At 55.4% G+C, this 17732-nt stretch carries 16 protein-coding genes; 11 read left to right on the forward strand and 5 right to left on the reverse strand.

Annotation, left to right across the window (positions count from 1 at the left end):
• The first annotated feature begins 30 nt into the window (after positions 1-30).
• The 3 genes from hflX (at position 31) to BSR28_RS03245 (ending at position 4605) form a co-directional block, all read left to right on the forward strand.
• A complete protein-coding gene (gene hflX / locus BSR28_RS03235; RefSeq protein WP_073708936.1) occupies positions 31-1524 on the forward strand; it encodes a GTPase HflX in 1494 nt (497 codons plus the stop codon).
• Positions 1521-3476 (forward strand): ATP-dependent DNA helicase, encoded by a 1956-nt coding sequence (locus BSR28_RS03240; protein WP_073713338.1) that lies wholly within the window; start codon positions 1521-1523, stop codon positions 3474-3476. The genes hflX and BSR28_RS03240 overlap by 4 nt, the downstream gene beginning before the upstream one ends.
• 142 nt (positions 3477-3618) lie before the next feature.
• The gene (locus BSR28_RS03245; RefSeq protein WP_073708938.1) at positions 3619-4605 is read left to right on the forward strand and encodes an L-lactate dehydrogenase; all 987 of its coding nucleotides are present in this window, start codon (positions 3619-3621) and stop codon (positions 4603-4605) included.
• Positions 4606-4758: 153 nt separating this feature from the next.
• Here the strand turns inward: BSR28_RS03245 and BSR28_RS03250 are convergent, their stop codons facing one another.
• Together BSR28_RS03250 and lexA are read right to left on the reverse strand one after the other, a co-directional pair.
• Positions 4759-5211, reverse strand: coding sequence for a Dps family protein (locus BSR28_RS03250; RefSeq protein ID WP_073708939.1), 453 nt, complete (start codon positions 5209-5211; stop codon positions 4759-4761).
• Positions 5212-5351: 140 nt separating this feature from the next.
• Positions 5352-6095, reverse strand: a complete 744-nt coding sequence (lexA, locus tag BSR28_RS03255; protein WP_073713339.1) for a transcriptional repressor LexA — start codon at positions 6093-6095, stop codon at positions 5352-5354.
• A gap of 186 nt (positions 6096-6281) precedes the next feature.
• On the opposite strand from lexA, the gene BSR28_RS03260 reads away from it, so the two are divergent.
• Positions 6282-6677 carry a LysM peptidoglycan-binding domain-containing protein gene (locus tag BSR28_RS03260; RefSeq protein ID WP_073713340.1) on the forward strand — a complete coding sequence of 132 codons (396 nt, stop codon included), beginning with the start codon at positions 6282-6284 and terminating at the stop codon, positions 6675-6677.
• 99 nt (positions 6678-6776) lie between these two features.
• Positions 6777-7256, forward strand: coding sequence for a transcriptional regulator NrdR (gene nrdR / locus BSR28_RS03265; protein ID WP_233120600.1), 480 nt, complete (start codon positions 6777-6779; stop codon positions 7254-7256).
• On the opposite strand, the gene BSR28_RS03270 is transcribed toward nrdR, so the two are convergent.
• Both BSR28_RS03270 and BSR28_RS03275 read right to left on the reverse strand, forming a co-directional pair.
• On the reverse strand, positions 7176-9071 hold the full coding sequence (locus tag BSR28_RS03270; RefSeq protein ID WP_073708943.1) for an AMP-binding protein: 1896 nt from the start codon (positions 9069-9071) through the stop codon (positions 7176-7178). The genes nrdR and BSR28_RS03270 overlap by 81 nt on opposite strands.
• A 72-nt stretch (positions 9072-9143) precedes the next feature.
• Positions 9144-11357 (reverse strand): HelD family protein, encoded by a 2214-nt coding sequence (locus BSR28_RS03275; protein WP_073713341.1) that lies wholly within the window; start codon positions 11355-11357, stop codon positions 9144-9146.
• Positions 11358-11581: 224 nt separating this feature from the next.
• On the opposite strand from BSR28_RS03275, the gene BSR28_RS03280 reads away from it, so the two are divergent.
• Positions 11582-12757: a PAC2 family protein gene (locus BSR28_RS03280; protein ID WP_073713342.1), complete on the forward strand. Its 1176-nt coding sequence runs from the start codon at positions 11582-11584 to the stop codon at positions 12755-12757.
• A gap of 67 nt (positions 12758-12824) precedes the next feature.
• Here BSR28_RS03280 and BSR28_RS03285 read toward each other — a convergent pair whose 3' ends face one another.
• The gene (locus BSR28_RS03285) at positions 12825-13622 is read right to left on the reverse strand and encodes a spermidine synthase (RefSeq protein WP_073713343.1); all 798 of its coding nucleotides are present in this window, start codon (positions 13620-13622) and stop codon (positions 12825-12827) included.
• Positions 13623-13674: 52 nt separating this feature from the next.
• On the opposite strand from BSR28_RS03285, the gene dinB reads away from it, so the two are divergent.
• From dinB to BSR28_RS03310, 5 genes are all read left to right on the forward strand, one after another.
• Positions 13675-14922 (forward strand): DNA polymerase IV, encoded by a 1248-nt coding sequence (gene dinB, locus BSR28_RS03290; protein WP_073713344.1) that lies wholly within the window; start codon positions 13675-13677, stop codon positions 14920-14922.
• Between the two features lie 75 nt (positions 14923-14997).
• Complete coding sequence (locus BSR28_RS03295) at positions 14998-15447, forward strand: DUF3040 domain-containing protein (protein ID WP_073708948.1); 450 nt, start codon at positions 14998-15000, stop codon at positions 15445-15447.
• Between the two features lie 295 nt (positions 15448-15742).
• Positions 15743-16183: a division/cell wall cluster transcriptional repressor MraZ gene (mraZ, locus tag BSR28_RS03300; RefSeq protein ID WP_073709163.1), complete on the forward strand. Its 441-nt coding sequence runs from the start codon at positions 15743-15745 to the stop codon at positions 16181-16183.
• Between the two features lie 153 nt (positions 16184-16336).
• On the forward strand, positions 16337-17326 hold the full coding sequence (gene rsmH / locus BSR28_RS03305; protein WP_073713345.1) for a 16S rRNA (cytosine(1402)-N(4))-methyltransferase RsmH: 990 nt from the start codon (positions 16337-16339) through the stop codon (positions 17324-17326).
• The gene (locus BSR28_RS03310; protein WP_073708950.1) at positions 17323-17715 is read left to right on the forward strand and encodes a hypothetical protein; all 393 of its coding nucleotides are present in this window, start codon (positions 17323-17325) and stop codon (positions 17713-17715) included. The genes rsmH and BSR28_RS03310 overlap by 4 nt, the downstream gene beginning before the upstream one ends.
• The last annotated feature ends 17 nt before the right edge of the window (positions 17716-17732 follow it).

Consider the following 17732-nt stretch of genomic DNA (forward strand, 5'->3'; position numbering starts at 1 on the left):
TGGTAGTAGTAGTTTCAGGAAGGATATTTTGTGACTGAAGAAGAAAAAACTGCCCCCAGTTCTGACCATCAAGGACAGGATGTGGCAGCTCGGATTTTGGCGCGTCTAGGTACGGCGCTAGAGTCCACGGCCACCGCCGACACCCACAGTGACGCTGGTGAACTGGAACGTGAAGAGCGCGCTCGACTCAAGCGTGTGGTCGGCTTATCCACTGAACTTGAAGACATTTCCGAGGTCGAATACCGTCAGATCCGCCTAGAAAAGGTGGTTCTGGTGGGCCTGTGGTCGCAGGGTACGGCCGAGGCTGCCGAGGTTTCCCTACGTGAGTTAGCGGCCCTTGCAGAAACTGCCGGTTCAGAGGTTTTGGACGGTATTATTCAGCGTCGCCAAACCCCCGACCCGGCCACCTACCTTGGTAAGGGCAAGGCGAAGGAACTTGCGGAAATCGTGAAGGCTACAGGGGCCGATACCGTGATTGTGGATTCGGACCTGGCACCCTCGCAGCGACGTGGACTTGAAGACGTCGTCAAGGTTAAGGTTGTGGATCGAACCGCCCTGATTTTGGATATTTTCGCGCAGCACGCGAAGTCTCGTGAAGGTAAAGCCCAGGTTGAACTGGCACAGTTGGAATACTTACTGCCGCGTCTACGTGGTTGGGGTGAATCCATGTCGCGTCAGGCCGGTGGTCGAGTCGCCGGCGGTGCCGGGATTGGTTCCCGTGGCCCTGGTGAAACTAAGATCGAACTGGACCGCCGTCGCATTCGTAACCGCATGGCGAAGCTGCGTAAGGAAATCGAACTGATGGAACCGGCCCGCGCCACCATGCGCGCTAATCGTAAGCGTGGGGCAGTACCTTCGGTGGCGATCGCCGGGTACACCAACGCCGGTAAGTCCTCACTGCTGAACCAGCTAACCGATGCCCAGGTAATGGTCCAAAACGCCCTGTTCGCCACCCTTGACCCGACGGTCCGTAAATGCGTGACCCCGCAGGGCCGCGAATACACCCTTACCGACACGGTTGGGTTCGTTCGCAATCTACCGCACGAACTGGTGGAAGCGTTCCGTTCCTCCCTCGAAGAGGTGGGGCTGGCAGACTTGATCTTGCACGTGGTTGATGCCGCTCACCCGGACCCCGAGGGGCAGATCCAAGCGGTACGAACCGTTTTTGCCGATATTGAGGGGGCCAGTGAGATCCCCGAAATCATTGTGCTCAATAAAGCGGATCTGGCAGAGCCGGAAGCCTTGGCACGCCTACGTTCCCAGTTCAAGAACTCCTGCGTAGTTTCTGCCCACACGGGGCAGGGGATCGACCGCCTGCAGGAGATGATCTCTGAGCAGTTACCTCGGCCCGCCGTGGCCCTAGACGTGGTGATTCCGTATTCGCGCGGTGACTTGCTCTCGCGGGTTCATGAGACTGGTGAACCGGAACTGATTGAACACCTGCCTGAGGGGACCCGAATCAAGGGACTAGTCGATGAGCATCTAGCCCAGCAGCTTCGTCAGGCCGCGGAAGCTAGCGTATGAGCAAGCAGGGACAGCAGGTCCTTAAGCAGGTCGTTTCCGACCTAGGTGGTACCCCGCGCGCCGGCCAAGAGGAAATGGTCCGGCTGGTGGAAGACGCCATTGAGAATCAAAAGCACCTGCTAGTTCAGGCTGGTACCGGTACGGGTAAATCCTTCGGATACCTTGTCCCCCTGATGCTCTCAACCGTGAACACGGGGGAGCGCGCAGTGGTTTCCACCTCTACCTTGGCGCTGCAGCGTCAGATCGTAAAAAAGGATGCCCCGGCGGTTGCGAAAGCGCTAAAGAAAGTCACCGGCCAAAGTCCTCGCGTGGCACTTTTAAAAGGCTGGAATAACTACGTCTGCCGGCACAAGCTTTCTGGCGGCTATGCCAGTGCGGACACGCTTTTCGATAGTGTCGAGGCGATGGAACCCCCGGGTGGGGCGGGAGCCCCCTCGGCCCTGGGAAAAGCGGTCCAGCGTGTGCGTGCTTGGGCGGAAGAAACCGATACGGGCGACCGTGATGACCTAGTCCCGGGCGTAACGGACCGTGCTTGGCGACAGGTATCTCTGTCCAAAAAAGAATGCCTGACGGAAAACTGTCCCTTCTGGGATGAGTGTTTTCCGCGAATGGCCCGAGAAGAAGCTGCCGAGGCGGACCTGGTCGTAACCAACCACGCGCTGTTGGGGATTGAAGCGGCGGGCGGCTCAAAAATCTTGCCTGACTACCAGACGCTGGTTGTTGATGAAGCCCATGACCTGGCAAGTTCCGTTCGTAATGCCGTGAGCGTGAACCTTACCGGGCCGCAGATTGCCGCGACGGCTCGCCTGTTGGGGCGGGCAACCACCACGGGGGTAGAGGAACTGGCGGCTACGGGGCGCGCCCTGGAGAATGCGCTACTTGAGATCCCGGAGGGCTGGATTCGCGGTCAGGGACCAGAGAATCTGGAGGCGGCGATTGATGTGTTGGCCGGGCAGGCCAAGGAGATTGCCCGCGAGCTATCCTCCAAGGGCAGTGGGGAGGTTACACCGCAGATTGTTTTGGCACGAGCTGCAGCTACTGATTTGGCGACGGCTTTGGCGTCCCTGCAGTGCCGTGATGAAAGCATTGTCCGCTGGGTGACCCGTAATCAGGATGGCTTAGTGTCTTTGCATGCGGCACCGTTACATGTGGCCTCTGAGATGGCTCACGGCTTGTTTGCCGAGCACCCGGTGGTGCTTACTTCAGCAACGCTTTGCCCGGGCGGCAGTTTTGATTCGGTCGCACAGTCTACGGGCATGAATTTTTGTGAGGAACCTTGGGAGGGGAAGGATTTAGGCTCGCCTTTTGACTATCAGAAGCAGGGGATCCTTTATGTGGCTAAGGACTTGCCGGCCCCTACCCAGCAGGGTCCTAGTGAGCAGTTGCTGCTTGAGATGAAGCAGCTGGTGGAGGCTTCTCAGGGTGGCATGCTGGCACTGTTTTCTTCGCGCCGCGCCGCCGAGGTCGCAACCGAGTATCTGCGTGAGCATACGGATTTCCGGATTTTTTCACAGGGCGAGGATAGTTTGGGTACCTTGGTGAAGGAGTTTGCCGAGGACGGGCATGCCTGTTTGGTAGGCACCCTTTCCCTTTGGCAGGGTGTGGACGTGCCAGGTTTGGCTTGCCGCTTGGTTTTGATTGACAAGTTACCTTTCCCGCGTCCGAATGACCCTTTGATTCAGGCCCGCAACCAAGCGGTTGAACGGGCGGGTGGTTCTTCTTTCCGGGTGGTCAGTTTGACACATGCTTCCTTGCTGCTGGCGCAGGGGGCGGGACGTTTGCTGCGTTCGGTTAATGACCGAGGGGTGGTAGCAATCTTGGACTCTCGTTTGGCTAAGGCTAGTTATGCCCGCTTTGTGATTGATTCTCTGCCGCCGTTTTGGCGGACTACTGATGGAAAAGTGGTGCGTTCGGCTTTGACTCGTTTGGGGGAGCAAGCCAAAGAGGTCTAGGTCTGGGGCGCCGGCCAGCGTTGCTTTGGAGGCGTGGACTGGAGTCGGGGAGATTCGTCCCTGATATCTGGTCCTCCTTTTGGCTACAATGGATGTAATTACAGTGTTGTGGCTGTATCTGAAACTGGAAGGTGGGCCTGAAATGGCAGAAGTCGCAAAATCTCTTTACCCGTCTAAGAAAACCGAGCGTTCGAAGATTGCCATTATCGGCGCGGGTGCAGTGGGCGCTACCTTGGCGTATGCCTGCGTGATTGCGGGACACGCTTCAGAGGTAGTCCTCTATGACATCAATAAGGCAAAGGTGGAAGCTGAAGCGCTAGATATTGCTCATGGCATTCAGTTCACCCCCATGAGCTCAGTGTCTGGCTCTGACGATATCGAAATCTGTCGTGATGCGGATGTCGTGATCATTACCGCTGGGGCCAAGCAGAAGCCTGGTCAGAGTCGTTTGGATTTGGCGGGCGCTACTGTGGGTCTGATGGAGAAGATCCTGCCTAATGTTTTGAAGGTTGCGCCGGATGCGATCTACATTCTGGTTACGAACCCAGTGGATGTGGTTACTTATGCTTCGTTGAAGATTTCCGGTTTGCCTCCGAACCAGATGTTTGGTTCTGGCACGGTCCTTGATACAGCTCGCTTGCGTTACTTGGTTTCTAGGGAAACTGGGGTGGCGGTCCAGAACGTGCACGCCTATGTGGCGGGTGAACATGGCGACTCTGAGGTGCCGCTTTGGTCTTCGGCTGAGGTGGGTAACGTCCCGTTGAAGCACTGGGGTCCGACCCTTGATGGGGGTCTGTTCGACGCGGCTTTGCGTGAACGAATCCGTACCGATGTGGTTCAGTCTGCCTACCGGATCATCGATGGTAAGGGCGCAACGAATTATGCGGTAGGTTTGGCAGTGACCAATATTATTGGTGCTGTCATGCGTGATGAGCAGCGTGTCTTGACGATTTCGACCCTGCTGAATGACTGGGAGGGTATTTCTGACGTTTGTATGGCAGCCCCGACGATTGTGGGCCGTAATGGTGCTGGTCGGGTTTTGACTCCGCCGATTACCCTGTCTGAGCGTGAGGGGCTGACGGAGTCGGCCAATCGTCTGCGCAAGGTGGCTCGCGATCTAGGGTTCTAATCGCTAGGTCGAGGAAGAACACCTGCAAATAGCTTTGGGGCCCCGTCCAGAAATGGACGGGGCCCCAAGAGTTTTGGCTAGAAGAACTGATCCAATGGGTAAAAGTGGTTAACTTTTATGCCGTTGGGAGCTCCCCTTTGGGGCCAAGTATTTTCAGCCTAGGCGGCCCATCTCGGCGCGGAGCATCCAGGCGGTTTTTTCTAGCTCACGGGCGGTGGAGATAAGTAGGTCGGCGCTTAGATGATCAACTGCATCTACTGCATCAATATGCTTGATCATTTCTTTAGCTACGTCCATAAGGGCAGCTTCAAAAATCTTGTAGGCATCGTCGACCATAATGTAGCCCTCGGGTAGAGGGGAGAGGACCGACTGTTCAGCAATGGTGTTGGCGCGGGCGTCGGGGCTGCCGCCAACGGCGACTAGACGCTCAGCAAATTCATCGTATGAGGTACGCGCGAAATCAACTACTAGATCTAGTTGCTCGTGTAGGGATAGGAAGTTCTTACCCTGTAGGTTCCAGTGGAGTTGTTTACCCTGGAGGGCTAGGGCGTTTAGATCAACAACTGCCTGTTGCATGGCGGTGGCTACTGCGGCATTGGCGGCCATAGTTTCCTTCTTTCTATAAAAAATCTGCAGGTTTAGCTAATGGGCTAGCTAAAAGTTTTTGACACTATCTAACCTAACGTAGTTTTAATAAAGACTGTAGTCAGAAAGTGGTAATTGAGATTAAGCGCTGAATTAATGGCTTAGAGTGAACGTAAAACCGTAACGACTTTGCCTAGGATTTGTGCTTGGTCAGCTGGAATGGGGGCGTAGTTCTCATTGCAGGGGAGTAGCCAATAGTGCCCATCCTTACGTGACCAAACCTTTACGGTTGCTTCTCCGTCGATCATGGCAGCGACGATTTCTCCGAACTCAGCATTGTTTTGCTGTCGGACTACGACCCAGTCGCCATCGCAAATGGCTGCTTCAATCATGGAATCGCCTTCGACCTCCAACATGAAAAGGTTGCCCTTGCCGGTTAAGCGCTGAGGTAATACGAAAGTATCTTCAATTTCTTCGATTGCCGTGATTGGTTTACCGGCGGCGATGTGGCCAACGAGGGGGACAGGGGTTGAGTCGACGAAAAGTTGTTCCGGATCTAAACCGGGGAAGTTGGGGAGTGAGGTTGGTGCCGGACTGGAAGTCGGGGCCGGTGCAGAGGTGCTGGTAGTGCTGCCGGAATCCTCTAAGGTGTTGACCTTAAGTGCGCGCGCCCGTCGCTCATCCCTGGAAATGAAACCTAGCTCTTCTAGCGTATCTAGCTGGTGCTTAACCGAGGAGGGGGAAGAGAGCCCAACTGCCGTAGCTATTTCGCGCACCGTTGGAACATGCTGACCGGAGCGAGCGCAGGCTTCTAGATAACGCAGAATATCCAGCTGGCGTCCGGTTAGGGTGCTGCGGTCCAAGTCGTTAGATCCGGATTTTGAGGCGGGGCTTTTTGGTTTCATAAAGCATATGTTAGCGAAGAATCGAACATAGAACAAGTGTTCGAGGGGAGTTTTGAGAATTTGTATTATTGCCTAGAATTGGGCCTTTTTGGATCGCATTTATTTTTAACTTGCGAACATCTGTTCTAATCGTGTATCGTACAGGTGTTCGACGAACAAGTGTTCGATTTATGAAAGGTTTTGATCATGAGCGTAGCAGTAGTACTTCCTAAGTCGCACCGATCCGCTGCGATGCCCCAGCGTCAACTAGCTGAAGTTATTGCGCTACCCGTACCGCAGTCGCTGAGCCAGGAACTATTCGGCGTGCGCATTGATCGTGACCTACTCCGTCGGGTAATGTTCCGAGTCTTGATCTTGTCGGCCGCCCTCGCAGTATTCGCCCTGATCCTCTGGTCCTTCATGTCCTACAGTGGCCCGGTAACGGAATATACAGTTTCCGCAGGGGACACCCTCTGGGATCTAGCCTCACGTTACCGTGGTAACCGTTCACTCGAAGATACCGTCGCAATCATGCGTGAACTAAATGGACTATCCTCAGATGCTCTAGCCGCTGGACAGAACCTGCTGATCCCGCTTCCCTAATCGCTCACTGATATTCGGAAGCTAAAACCTGATTCGGTAGTCTAAAAACTAGAATTCTTACTCTCGCTCTGGACACTCGCTAGCGGGGAGGGCTAAACTATGAGTCCCCAATCCCGAAAGCGAAAGGCCTTAGGAATGTACTGTCCGTTCTGCCAGTTTAATGATTCAAAAGTAGTTGACTCGCGAACCGCAGATGATGGCACTTCTATTCGCCGACGCCGGGAATGCCCTAACTGTAAACGACGCTTCACCACCCTCGAAACCTTTGCCCTGAGTGTTATTAAACGCTCCGGAGTTGTCGAGGCCTTTTCTCGGGATAAGGTAGTTAGCGGCGTTAGCAAAGCCTGCCAAGGACGTCCTGTCTCGCAACATGATCTTGCCCTACTAGCGGCACAGGTAGAAGAGCACCTACGCGCCTCTGGACTAGCTTCCATCCCCGCAGACGAAGTCGGTAAAGCCGTGCTGCCCTACCTGCGCAAGCTAGATGAGATCGCGTACCTACGCTTCGCTTCCGTCTACTGTGCCTTCGACAGTCTCGACGACTTCCAAGCCGCCATCGACGACCTTCGCACCGCCTGAGCTATTCCCCGGCATTACCTGACCGGTCAACTGCTTGGCTTGTTCAGATAAAGTGCGTAAAGTTTGTCCCGCGCTTTCCGTAAGTGAAGCCAGCTGAGCGCCCGCAGATTGCAAACCAGCCTGAGCAGACTCACTAGCATTCAAAAGTTGCTCACGGACTGAACGACGCAAAACCTTGCCAACCTGTGAACGGGGCAGTTCGGTCATAAAAGTAATCTGTTTCGGTAGCGCGTAGTGGGACAGAGTCTTTTCGGCCCAGGCCCTAACTTGCTCCAGATCGATTGACGCCTCACCAGAAGCTACGATGGCCGCCACGATCCGTTCGCCTGAAGAGGCGTCAGGAACACCAACTACGGCCACTTCTTCGATACCAGGCATAGTCCGAACCGCCTCTTCAACCTGCGAGGGGTAGACATTAAAACCGCCGGTAATAATGAGTTCCTTCTTCCGGTCCGCCATGACAATCATGCCCTGATCAACCCGGCCAATATCGCCCGTTCGAATCCAATCGCCATACATACAAGCTTCGGTCTCTTCCGGGTTATTCCAATAGCCCTTAAAAACCTGAGGGCCGCGGCAAATAATCTCGCCCTTTTCGCCCTCGGGAACCTCAACACTGGGGTCTTCCACATCGACGATCTTTACTTCTGTCGAAGGGAAGGGCACACCCAGGGTGCCCGGACGACGAAGATGAGAAACCGGGTTACCCAAAAGGATCGGTGACGCCTCCGTCATGCCGTAACCCTCAATAATGTAACCAGCAGTCAGATCTTCCCAATCTCGGGCAATCTGATCATTAAGGGGCATCGCACCTGAAAGGGAGAAACGAACCGAGGAAAAATCAACGCGCTTCTCAATCGCGGCCTTATACAGGCGCTTAAACATTGGGGCCACGCCCGGGAAGAAGGTGATCGGACGGCGTTTTTGACCCGCAATGATCAGATCCACGTCAAAAGCTGGGAAGATCATGATGGTCGCAGCCATACGGACCGCCGCTAACAGTGAGAGGGTCATTCCGAAAGCGTGGAAGAACGGCAAAGTTGCCGCAAAAACTTCTGCGCCCTCATGCAGCTGGGGCACCCAAGCAGCAGACATAGCTGTATTGGCCACCAGATTACGGTGAGTCAACTCAACCGCCTTCGGAGTCCCGGTAGTGCCACCGGTATGCAACAGTACCGCGGTATCCTCCGGTACTGCCGGGCAGGCACCCTCATAGGGGTCCGCGACGCGCATTAGCTCCTCAAACTTCGGGACAGAATTAGGAACCGGTTCTAACGGACGAAGCTTTTCCCGCTGACGCTGTACAAACTTGAACGGAAGATTGACCGCAAAATGCGCAATCGGATTCATTGCCGCGGTTAAGTCCACGGTAATCAACTTGATCTTCAAACGGGCCGCAATCGGGGCCAAATCATCAAAGCACTTTTCCCAAATCACGGCCACCTTCGCCCCGTGATTCTTAAACTGAGCCTCGAGCTGGGAGGCTGGCGCTAGGGGGTTGTGTTCCGCCACAATGCCACCCAGCTGAAGTACCCCATAGAAAGCAATCAAGTGCTGGGGACAGTTAGGCATCACAAAGGCGACCCGATCGCCGCGCTTGACGCCAGCACGACGGAAAACCGAAGCTGCCCGCAGGGCTCGGTCTTCTAGCTCATGATAAGAAAAAGCATTACCTAAGAAATCAACCGCCGGACGATCAGGGTAAAACGCGGCCGCATTCTCTAAAACCTTGGGGATCGTTACCTCAGGTACCTCCACCTCAAAAGGCACAGAAGGAGCGTAACTCTGTCGTAGAGTCTCGGTTAAAGAAGTCACTGGGTCCTCCAAGTGTCGGTAATGAAGTGATTATAGGGCACAACTGAAGACGAAGGGGCCCAAAGTCACTGCCTAACTAGTTCTTAAACCAGGAAGCACGCTACCCAGTTCCAAAACCTCCAAGGTTTGCGTAGAACGTGTCAAGGCCACGAACAAGTCTCCCAAACTGCGCTTACCGATCGTTACCGGATCAAGCAAGATCGTAGAGTCAAACTCCAAGCCCTTAGTCTGGGCGGCACGGGTAATCCACACGCGCTCATCCAAATCGGGACCCAATAGATCCTTCAGGGGAGAAATCATTTCTTCCGGAGCAATCACCACCACGCGACCCAAACCGGACTGCGAAAGATCCGCGAATCTAGCCAAAGCCCGAGCAACCGCAGCCGGAACCGCCGCCAAAAGCTCTTCAACCTGAGAAACCGGTTCGCTCACGATCAAAGCATCCGGAATGTCTCTGACGGCCTTAACCGGATACTGGGTAGTACGCCCCAGAGCCTCCATGACGCGCTGAGCTGCATCCATAATCGTGGCTGGAGTTCGGTAGGAAGTTTCCAAAACTACCTGTTCCTGAAGAGCGTGCGCGGCTGGACCCAAAACCTGTTCCCAAGTTGCGGGACCATGATCAATCCGCTGCTGATCTAAATCGCCAACCACCGTAAAAGAACGGGAAGGACAGCGTCGTAGCAGAGCCCGCCACTGCATGGGGGAGAGCTCCTGTGCTTCATCGACCACCACGTGGCCATAGGTCCAAGAACGATCAGCTGCCGCCCGGGCTGCCGTCGAAGAAAGCGCAGCCGGACCTGCCAGAAGATCAGCCAAGGCCTCAGCGCTAACCAAACCAGAAGTATCAAAACCAGTCTCTAGTGCCCTCTGAGCCCCACTTAGCAGCTCATCGCGCTGGGCAGCTTCTTGAGCTTGAAGCATCCTCGTGACTTGCGGGTGCTCACCCAACTGCTCTGCCGCCTCATCAATCAAAGCCACATCTGCGTCCGTCCAAGGAGCATTCATCGGTCGCACCAATAGTTCGCGCTGTGCTGCTGAAAGCTCCGGCGCAAAACGAGCCAAACGCTCCGGATCCGCAAACAATCTAGACAGCAACTGTTGTGGGGTAGCTGGCAACCAATGCCAGTTAATCGCCTTACGCACCTGCGGCAAAGAGCGCAGATCATCACGAGCCCAGTCATACTCAGCAGAATCGGCCTCGGCCTGCTCAGAAAGCTGGGTTGTCAAAATATCAAGTAGATAGGTGGCATAGGTCTGCCAACCCTCATTATGCTTCGAGGACGCCCGACGCCCACGCGTAATCGCAGCCTTAAAATCCTCCGGCATTAGCTTCAAAATTCGCTCATTAACCCGAATCTCAACCGGCTTCTTCGGGGTCCGCTCCAGTCCCCGCACGGCCCGGTTAATGATCCGCTCCCACAGTAAGTCACCCTTGAGCTTAGCTACCGGAACCGGATCGACCGTAGTGGCCTTAAAGCCCGGGACTAGTGCCTGCGGAGTTAGGGAAACCACGCCCGTTTCGCCCAGTGAGGGCAAAACCTTTTCGATATAGCGCAAGAAGGTATTGGACGGACCCACAATCAGAACTCCGGAGCGAGCCAGACGCTTGTGTTCCGCATAGAGCAAGTAAGCCGCCCGGTGCAAAGCCACGGCGGTCTTTCCCGTTCCCGGGCCTCCCTGAACCACCAAAATTCCTTGATCGGCAGAACGAATCACTCGGTCTTGTTCCGCCTGAATGGTCGCGACAATATCGCCCATAAAGCTAGAACGAGCCGAAGAAAGAGCAGCCATCAGGGCGCCCTCGCCCTGTAGTTCAGAAGCCTCAGAATTCTTAGTGTCCAACAGGTCATCTTCAACGCTGATGACCTGGCGCAAACGGGTCATAATATGACGCCTAATGGCCACGCCTAAGGGCTCTACTGCGGTGGCCTGATAAAAGGGGAGTGCGGCCGGGGCGCGCCAGTCCATCAAAACTCGCTGGTCATCCTCGTCAACCAAACCGGTCCGCCCAATATAGCGAATCGAACCGTCCAAACCGGTTAACTTGCCAAAAACCAAACGCTCTTCAAGCTGTTCTAGCCGCGCGGCCTCGTCCCCAAAATGCGAAGAAATCGCGTCACGTTCGGTACGTGCTTGGTGCGAACCGGAACCACCGGAAGCATGCGCGCGAGCCTGACGTTCACGGTAACGACGTCGGGTAACGTCCAAGACCTCATAGGCATGATCAACCGCGCGCTGTTCAACCTGAAGCTGCGCGTCGGAAGGACTGGTTGGCGTGGCCACGGTGATCCCCGATCCGTCGATAAAGTTACGGCCACTTATTTTGCCCCTATTTACCCGGGTCTAAGGTCCGATGACGCTGGACGCGAATTGTAGTACCCTTCGGGGGCTTATCTGACGTGCTTTTTTGATAACTTTCGGTAAACTGTTTCACTTAGCAACCTTGAGCATAAGAAAATCATGTTCAAATAGAACAAGGTAACTAACGGCGTAAGAAAGGAGCTCAAATGGAAAACCAGAGCAACCCTCTCTTCGCCCTTGGCCCCCAGGCGGAAGCTAAAGCCACCAGGTTAGTGCACTTCTTCCACGGCACCATGGATCCCGGGAATGCCGGCCGACTAGCCCTAGAGCAACTTCTAGAAGCCTCCATCGTCGGCCGCTACGCTACCTTCAACGCTGATGAACTGATCGACTACCGCGCCTCACGCCCACTGGCCAGTGTCGAAAACTGGGAACTATCGAACCTCGATACTGCCCAGATCGTCATCGACCTAGCCATTGACCTTGATGGGCAGCCCTTCCTGCTACTCCATGGCCCAGAGCCGGATTTCCGCTGGGAAGCATTCACCGAAGCCCTAGCTACGATCATTGCTCGCGCTGGCGTGGAAGAAATCTACTCCCTGCTTGCGGTACCCGCCGCCCTGCCGCATACCCGGCCCCTGCAACTACATGTCTTGCACGGTGAACCGCGCAAAACCGCCGGTATGCCCTTTAACCCTTCGACGCTGGACCGACCCAGTAACGAAACTCCTGGGATGCGTATCCGTCAGCTCCCGGCCGTGCCCGCCAACCCGCAGACGCACTTCAATCCCGGTCTACCCTCCCTGACCAGTGCCGAGGGAGAAGGCGAACCGCCGCGACTTTCCTCGGCCGCGGAAGAGGAAAACCCGAACGTCCTTAAGCTTTCGGCCTCCCTAGACGTGTTCATCATGTATCGCCTAGCCCGTAGAGGTTTCCGCACTCGTGGACTGGTGGTCTCCGTACCCTACTACCTATTCGAATCAGAGTACTTCCCGGCCGCAGCTGAACTTCTGCGCGCCTTGAGCTCGATGGCCCACCTGTCACTACCACTTGGGGACCTAGACGCGGCGGCCGCTGTCCTAGCCCCGCAGTTGGAGGCGATGGTGCAAGCCAGCCCAGACAATCAGGCCCTGATTGCCAGCCTCGAAGAAAACTACGATTCCCTTGGCTCCCAAAGTGCTTCTGCGAATCCTGATTTTGGCAGCTTCCCCGATCTGATGATTCCTGACGAGGATGAGATTGGCCGCCAACTGGAAAACTTCCTCAAGAGCGAAGAAGACAAGAACCGCCGGGTACGACGTGCCCAAAAACCCCTACCCGATATGGGACAGTGGGGGAAGCTCTCACGTCGTTCACGACGTGACCGCTGGCGTCAAGACTAGCGCCCGCTCACATGAGCCTCAGGCAACGTAGACAACGGAAAATAACCTTCTGTTGCCTAGCGAATTCCTAGCCGCGCCACTGCTCCCATCGCCGTTTAATCTTGGCGCCCACCAAAGAAACCGGCAGCGGCAAACGACGTAGATCCACCTCAATTTGAGAAACCGGCAATGGTTTATCCGAGGCCGCTACCACCACATTTCCGCGGCGGTCACCACGGGCCACAGTTGGGGCAGAAATCGCAATAACCTCCGGGAAGTGCTCACGAATAACCTGCCACTCCTGGGCGACCGACATGGAACCGGGAGCTGCCTCCACATTCGCCAAAAACAGGCCTCCAGGCTTTAAAATCCTCGCGTAATGCGCGGTAGCCTCAGTATTCCAGATATGTTCCGGCGTATGGGCGCCTGCGAACACATCACGCACCACCACGTCAAAGGTCTCATCCCGGAAGGTTGCCGCCACCTCTGCCGCGTCACCGACTCGAATCGAAAGCTCCGGGGAACGAGGTAAATCAAACCAAGTGCGCACAAACTCAGCTAGTTTTTCATCTAGCTCAACCACGCGCCCTCGGCCCCCGGGACGCTTCGCTGCCCAAGCGCGGGCCAAAGAACAAGCGCCTCCACCCAAGTGCAGGGCACTAAGCGGCTGCGGCAAAGGGAAACAGGCCTCGGCCACTACCGACATCTGCTGCAGGTACTCAAAATCTAGATAGGCCGGATCACTCAGGTCATAGCAGGAAGACTCCACGCCATTAACCAGAAGCAACAGGCCCCCATCAATGGCTTTTAATTCCGCCGTGCCCGTAGAAATCGGCTGGGGCCCAACTGGTAACTCGCTTAGATTAATCCCTTGCTTCGCAGACATAAAGCTAAGCTATCAAATAAACTAGAAGAAGCCGAAAGCAACAGGAGGAACTATGTCACGCGCCCCACGCGTCGCCGCCGCCCGTAAGAACTGGGGGAGTGACGATACGGGCTGCGATTTTCTCCATATCGACATGGACTCCTTCTTTGCCGCAGTTGAAATCCGTGAACAACCGCAGCTAGCCGGAAAGCCACTCATCGTCGGCGGTAGCAAAGAACGCGGCGTAGTTAGCGCCTGTAACTACGAGGCCCGAAAATTTGGGGTCCATTCCGCCATGCCCATTGCCCAAGCTCGCCGGCTCTGCCCACAGGCTAACTACCTGCCAGTTCGACACGAACTATATAGTCAGGTCTCTAAAGAGGTTATGAAAATCTGCGCCTCGATTACCCCGCAATTCGAACAGGTCAGCATTGACGAGGCCTTCTTGAATATTGCCGGCGCGCGACTACGCCTGGGTAGTGCCACCCAGATCGGACAAGAACTACGTGCCCGGATCCGAAATGAGGTGGGTCTGCCCGCCTCGGTAGGAATCGCCAGCGTCAAATACCTCTCCAAAATCGCTTCCGCACACGCCAAACCTGACGGGCTACTCATGATCCCCAAGGCAGCTAACCAAGAGTTCCTCAACCTGCTGCCGATTGAAGCGATCTGGGGAGTGGGGCCCGCAACCGCACAAAAACTGGCCAGCAAGGGAATCACCCGGGTCGAACAAGCTGCCGCCCTGAGCACTCACACCTTAGTGAGCATGCTGGGACAGGCCGCTGGAATCCACCTGTACGAGCTTTGCCACGGGATCGATAATCGTGGGATCAACACGCAAAGGGAAAGAAAATCCCTGGGTAAAGAAATTACTTTCAGTCAAAACCAAGACGATATGGAATACCTACATCGGGTCCTGCTGAACCTAGCCGATGAACTCACTGCGCGCCTGCGGTCTCAAGGATGGCTCGCTCGTACGGTGGCCTTGAAGGTGCGCACGGGGAACTTCGAAACTAAAACTAAGTCGCAGAGCGTCAACCCGCCTTTGAATACCAGCCCCGAAGTAATGCAGGTGGTTGCGCAGTTAGCAAAGCAGGTCAATCTGGGCGCCGATCCGATCCGGTTGATTGGAATTCGCCTTGAGGGCTTGATCCCGGCAACTCAGGGAATCCAAACAACTGTGGATGAGGATCCGAAAGCTAAACAGCTGGCTGCTGGCTGGGATGCAGTGCGCGCTCGTTTTGGTCGTCAAGCCCTGGGTTCAGCTTCCTTGCTAGGGTTGGCTAATCCCAAAGAAGACCCTGATCAGAGCCTGGCGTAAACCGGGAAGCGTAGGGTGCCGGCAGCTAGCTAATCTCGGTAAGGAGTGAAAAAAGGGCATTAATATGAGAAAATCATGCAAAGTATTGTCAAGGCCCCGGAGGCACACGTGAATCTATCTGATCGCGAACGCGAAGTGCTGGAACAGCTAGAAGAGAGCCTGAAGTCAGATCCTGATTTTGCCTCTTCGGTTGCCCAGTTCGATACCGCCGTGCCCAGCGCCCATGCTCCTGAGGTTAAACCCCCGAAAGCTAGTTGGAATCTGCATCGGATTGCCCTTGGGGGAGGAATCGTGCTAGTGGGCCTAGTGGCTCTACTAGTAGGCGTTACCTGGGGCTACAACCTGCCTGGCGTGATTATTGCCGTCTTGGGAGTGCTAGCCATGATTGGCGGCATGTATTTGGTGCTGACTCCCGGAGTAAACGGTAAGGAAAAAACTAAATCCCCCAAATCCTCCACTTCCAACCCCAGTAGCTTCAAAGCTCGCCAACAGGAGCGCTTCCAACGTCGTAATGAGCGTCCCTAGGTTTTAGTTTCAGACCTTTTAGTTCCCCACCAGATTGCTGGTGGGGAACTTTTTTGTCCTTTTTGGGTTTACATGCGAAAAAATGTGGAAAAACCCTCCACTTTGCACCACCTTGAAATTTCAACGAAATTTGCAAATTAATGTGAGCAAAACACCCTAATTACGCTTGCAGGTGGTGGAAAATGGAGTAAAGTGGGGGATTAGTGGAGGGGTGCACCCAAAACTAGGTGGCACCAAGCCGGTACTACCGCCCGGAAAACCGCAGAAACTCCCTAAAACCCACAAGGAGGTGAAGATGCTAAAAGGCTTCCACGGCACCTACGAGCCCAAGTTGGACGGCAAAGGTCGCTTGATCCTGCCCGCCAAACTGCGTGAACAGCTGGGAAACCAAATCGTCCTCACCCGTGGTCAGGAACACTGCCTCTACGTTTTTCCGGAACCCGAATTTGCGCGCATGTACGAAGAGCTTTCCAAAGCCTCACTAACTTCCAAGCAAGCGCGTCTATTCACCCGTTTCTTGCTCTCTGGTGCAGATGACCAAGAGCTAGACAAACAAGGACGCGTATCAATCGCCCAGCCGCTCCGAGACTACGCTCACCTAGAGCGTGACCTAGTAGTGATTGGTAGTGGTCGCCGCGTTGAAATCTGGGATGCCGCCACCTGGCAGGCCTACCTGGATGAAGGGGAAGACGAATTCGCCAATATGGCCGAAGAAATCGTCCCCGGGCTGTTCTAGCCCACCACCCCTGGGTGCTATTTAGTCTCTGGCCGAGGCTCTGGGATCACTTCCCCGTTTCCAGAACCGGTCGGACAGAGATTAAGTGGCATCCGGGACCCACCGAAGAACTTAATCATCCACACCCAAGAATCTAGAAAGGAGGCTAGCGCAATGGCCGAAATCAAAGCCGCCGAGGCACACACCCCCGTGATGCTCAAGGAATGCCTAGAACTGCTAGCCCCCGCCCTAGAACGCCCCGGGGCAATCATGGTTGACTGCACCCTAGGAATGGGTGGACACACCGAGGCAGTCCTTAAGGCCTTCCCGGAAGTTACCGTTTACGGCATCGACCGCGACCCCCAAGCTATCGAGCTAGCCTCCGCACGCCTCGCTCCCTTCGGTGAACGTTTCCAAGCCGTTCACGCCACCTACGACCAGGTTTACGAGGTCGCGCAAAAAGCTGGCGGCCACGTCGATGCGGTACTAATGGATCTGGGGGTCTCTTCCCTCCAACTAGATATGGTCGAGCGGGGCTTCTCCTACAGCCGTGATGCTCAACTAGACATGCGCATGGACCCCACTCAGGGACCCTCTGCCGCAGACTTCCTCAACACCGCTTCTGCCAAAGAAATCAGCCAGGTGCTGTGGCGCTACGGAGAAGAAAAGAACGCTAATCGGATCGCTCAAAAGATCGTGGCCGTTAGAGCTGAAAAACCTCTTACCCGGACGGCAGAACTAGTCGAAGTAATCCGTGAGGCACTCCCTCAGGCTGCCATGCGTAAGGGCGGTAACCCGGCCAAGCGCACCTTCCAAGCCATTCGCATCAAGGTCAACGGCGAACTGGACATCCTAGAAGCCGCCCTCCCGGCCGCCCTGAAATCACTCAACGACGGTGGCCGCCTAGTAGTCGAAGCCTACCAATCGCTGGAAGATCGACTGGTAAAACAGACCTTCAAAACCATCACCACCGTTGATGTACCGGCAGATCTACCCTTCATTCCTGAATCTGCCCAACCAGACTTCAAACTCATTACCCGCGGGGCTCAGCGCCCCAGCGACCAAGAACTTGCGGAAAACCCCCGTTCCGCTCCAGTCCGCCTACGCGCTGTAGAACGACTGTCCTCAAACCCCGACCAAAAAACTGAAGGGAACCGGAAATGAACGCTACTGCTACCGCGTGGAAAGCGACCACTCAACCTCGTCGCGCCCAAAGTTCTCGTCCGGAACTCTCGGTTGTCACCCAGAGCGCACCTCGAGTCGGTGGGCGACACACCGTCACTGCAATTGTCGCCTCTGTGACACTGCTCCTAGCCACCATCCTCGGGATCACCTCCTACACCTCCCACTTGGCCATGGCTGCCAAGCCCCTACACACCGAACTGAGCGTGCTACAGGAGCAGAATCAAGCGCTAACCGAGGAACTTAACAAGCGTTCCTCTGCCGCCTGGCTGGGGGAGCGAGCCAAGGAACTAGGTATGGTTCCCTACGCTGATTACGGCTACGTAAACCTAGAAAAGAATGAAATCACCGGCGGAACCGCCGCCCACTGAACTAGAATAAAAGCAGG

This window comes from Boudabousia liubingyangii, assembly GCF_001907245.1.
GTDB lineage: Bacteria > Actinomycetota > Actinomycetes > Actinomycetales > Actinomycetaceae > Boudabousia > Boudabousia liubingyangii.

Coding starts and splice junctions, on each gene's coding strand:
- BSR28_RS03240 (WP_073713338.1), top strand. CDS start 1,521: ATGAGCAAGCAGGGACAGCAGGTCCTTAAGCAGGTCGTTTCCGACCTA.
- BSR28_RS03245 (WP_073708938.1), top strand. CDS start 3,619: ATGGCAGAAGTCGCAAAATCTCTTTACCCGTCTAAGAAAACCGAGCGT.
- BSR28_RS03250 (WP_073708939.1), bottom strand. CDS start 5,211: ATGGCCGCCAATGCCGCAGTAGCCACCGCCATGCAACAGGCAGTTGTT.
- lexA (WP_073713339.1), bottom strand. CDS start 6,095: ATGAAACCAAAAAGCCCCGCCTCAAAATCCGGATCTAACGACTTGGAC.
- BSR28_RS03260 (WP_073713340.1), top strand. CDS start 6,282: ATGAGCGTAGCAGTAGTACTTCCTAAGTCGCACCGATCCGCTGCGATG.
- nrdR (WP_233120600.1), top strand. CDS start 6,777: ATGAGTCCCCAATCCCGAAAGCGAAAGGCCTTAGGAATGTACTGTCCG.
- BSR28_RS03280 (WP_073713342.1), top strand. CDS start 11,582: ATGGAAAACCAGAGCAACCCTCTCTTCGCCCTTGGCCCCCAGGCGGAA.
- BSR28_RS03285 (WP_073713343.1), bottom strand. CDS start 13,622: ATGTCTGCGAAGCAAGGGATTAATCTAAGCGAGTTACCAGTTGGGCCC.
- dinB (WP_073713344.1), top strand. CDS start 13,675: ATGTCACGCGCCCCACGCGTCGCCGCCGCCCGTAAGAACTGGGGGAGT.
- BSR28_RS03295 (WP_073708948.1), top strand. CDS start 14,998: ATGCAAAGTATTGTCAAGGCCCCGGAGGCACACGTGAATCTATCTGAT.
- mraZ (WP_073709163.1), top strand. CDS start 15,743: ATGCTAAAAGGCTTCCACGGCACCTACGAGCCCAAGTTGGACGGCAAA.
- rsmH (WP_073713345.1), top strand. CDS start 16,337: ATGGCCGAAATCAAAGCCGCCGAGGCACACACCCCCGTGATGCTCAAG.
- BSR28_RS03310 (WP_073708950.1), top strand. CDS start 17,323: ATGAACGCTACTGCTACCGCGTGGAAAGCGACCACTCAACCTCGTCGC.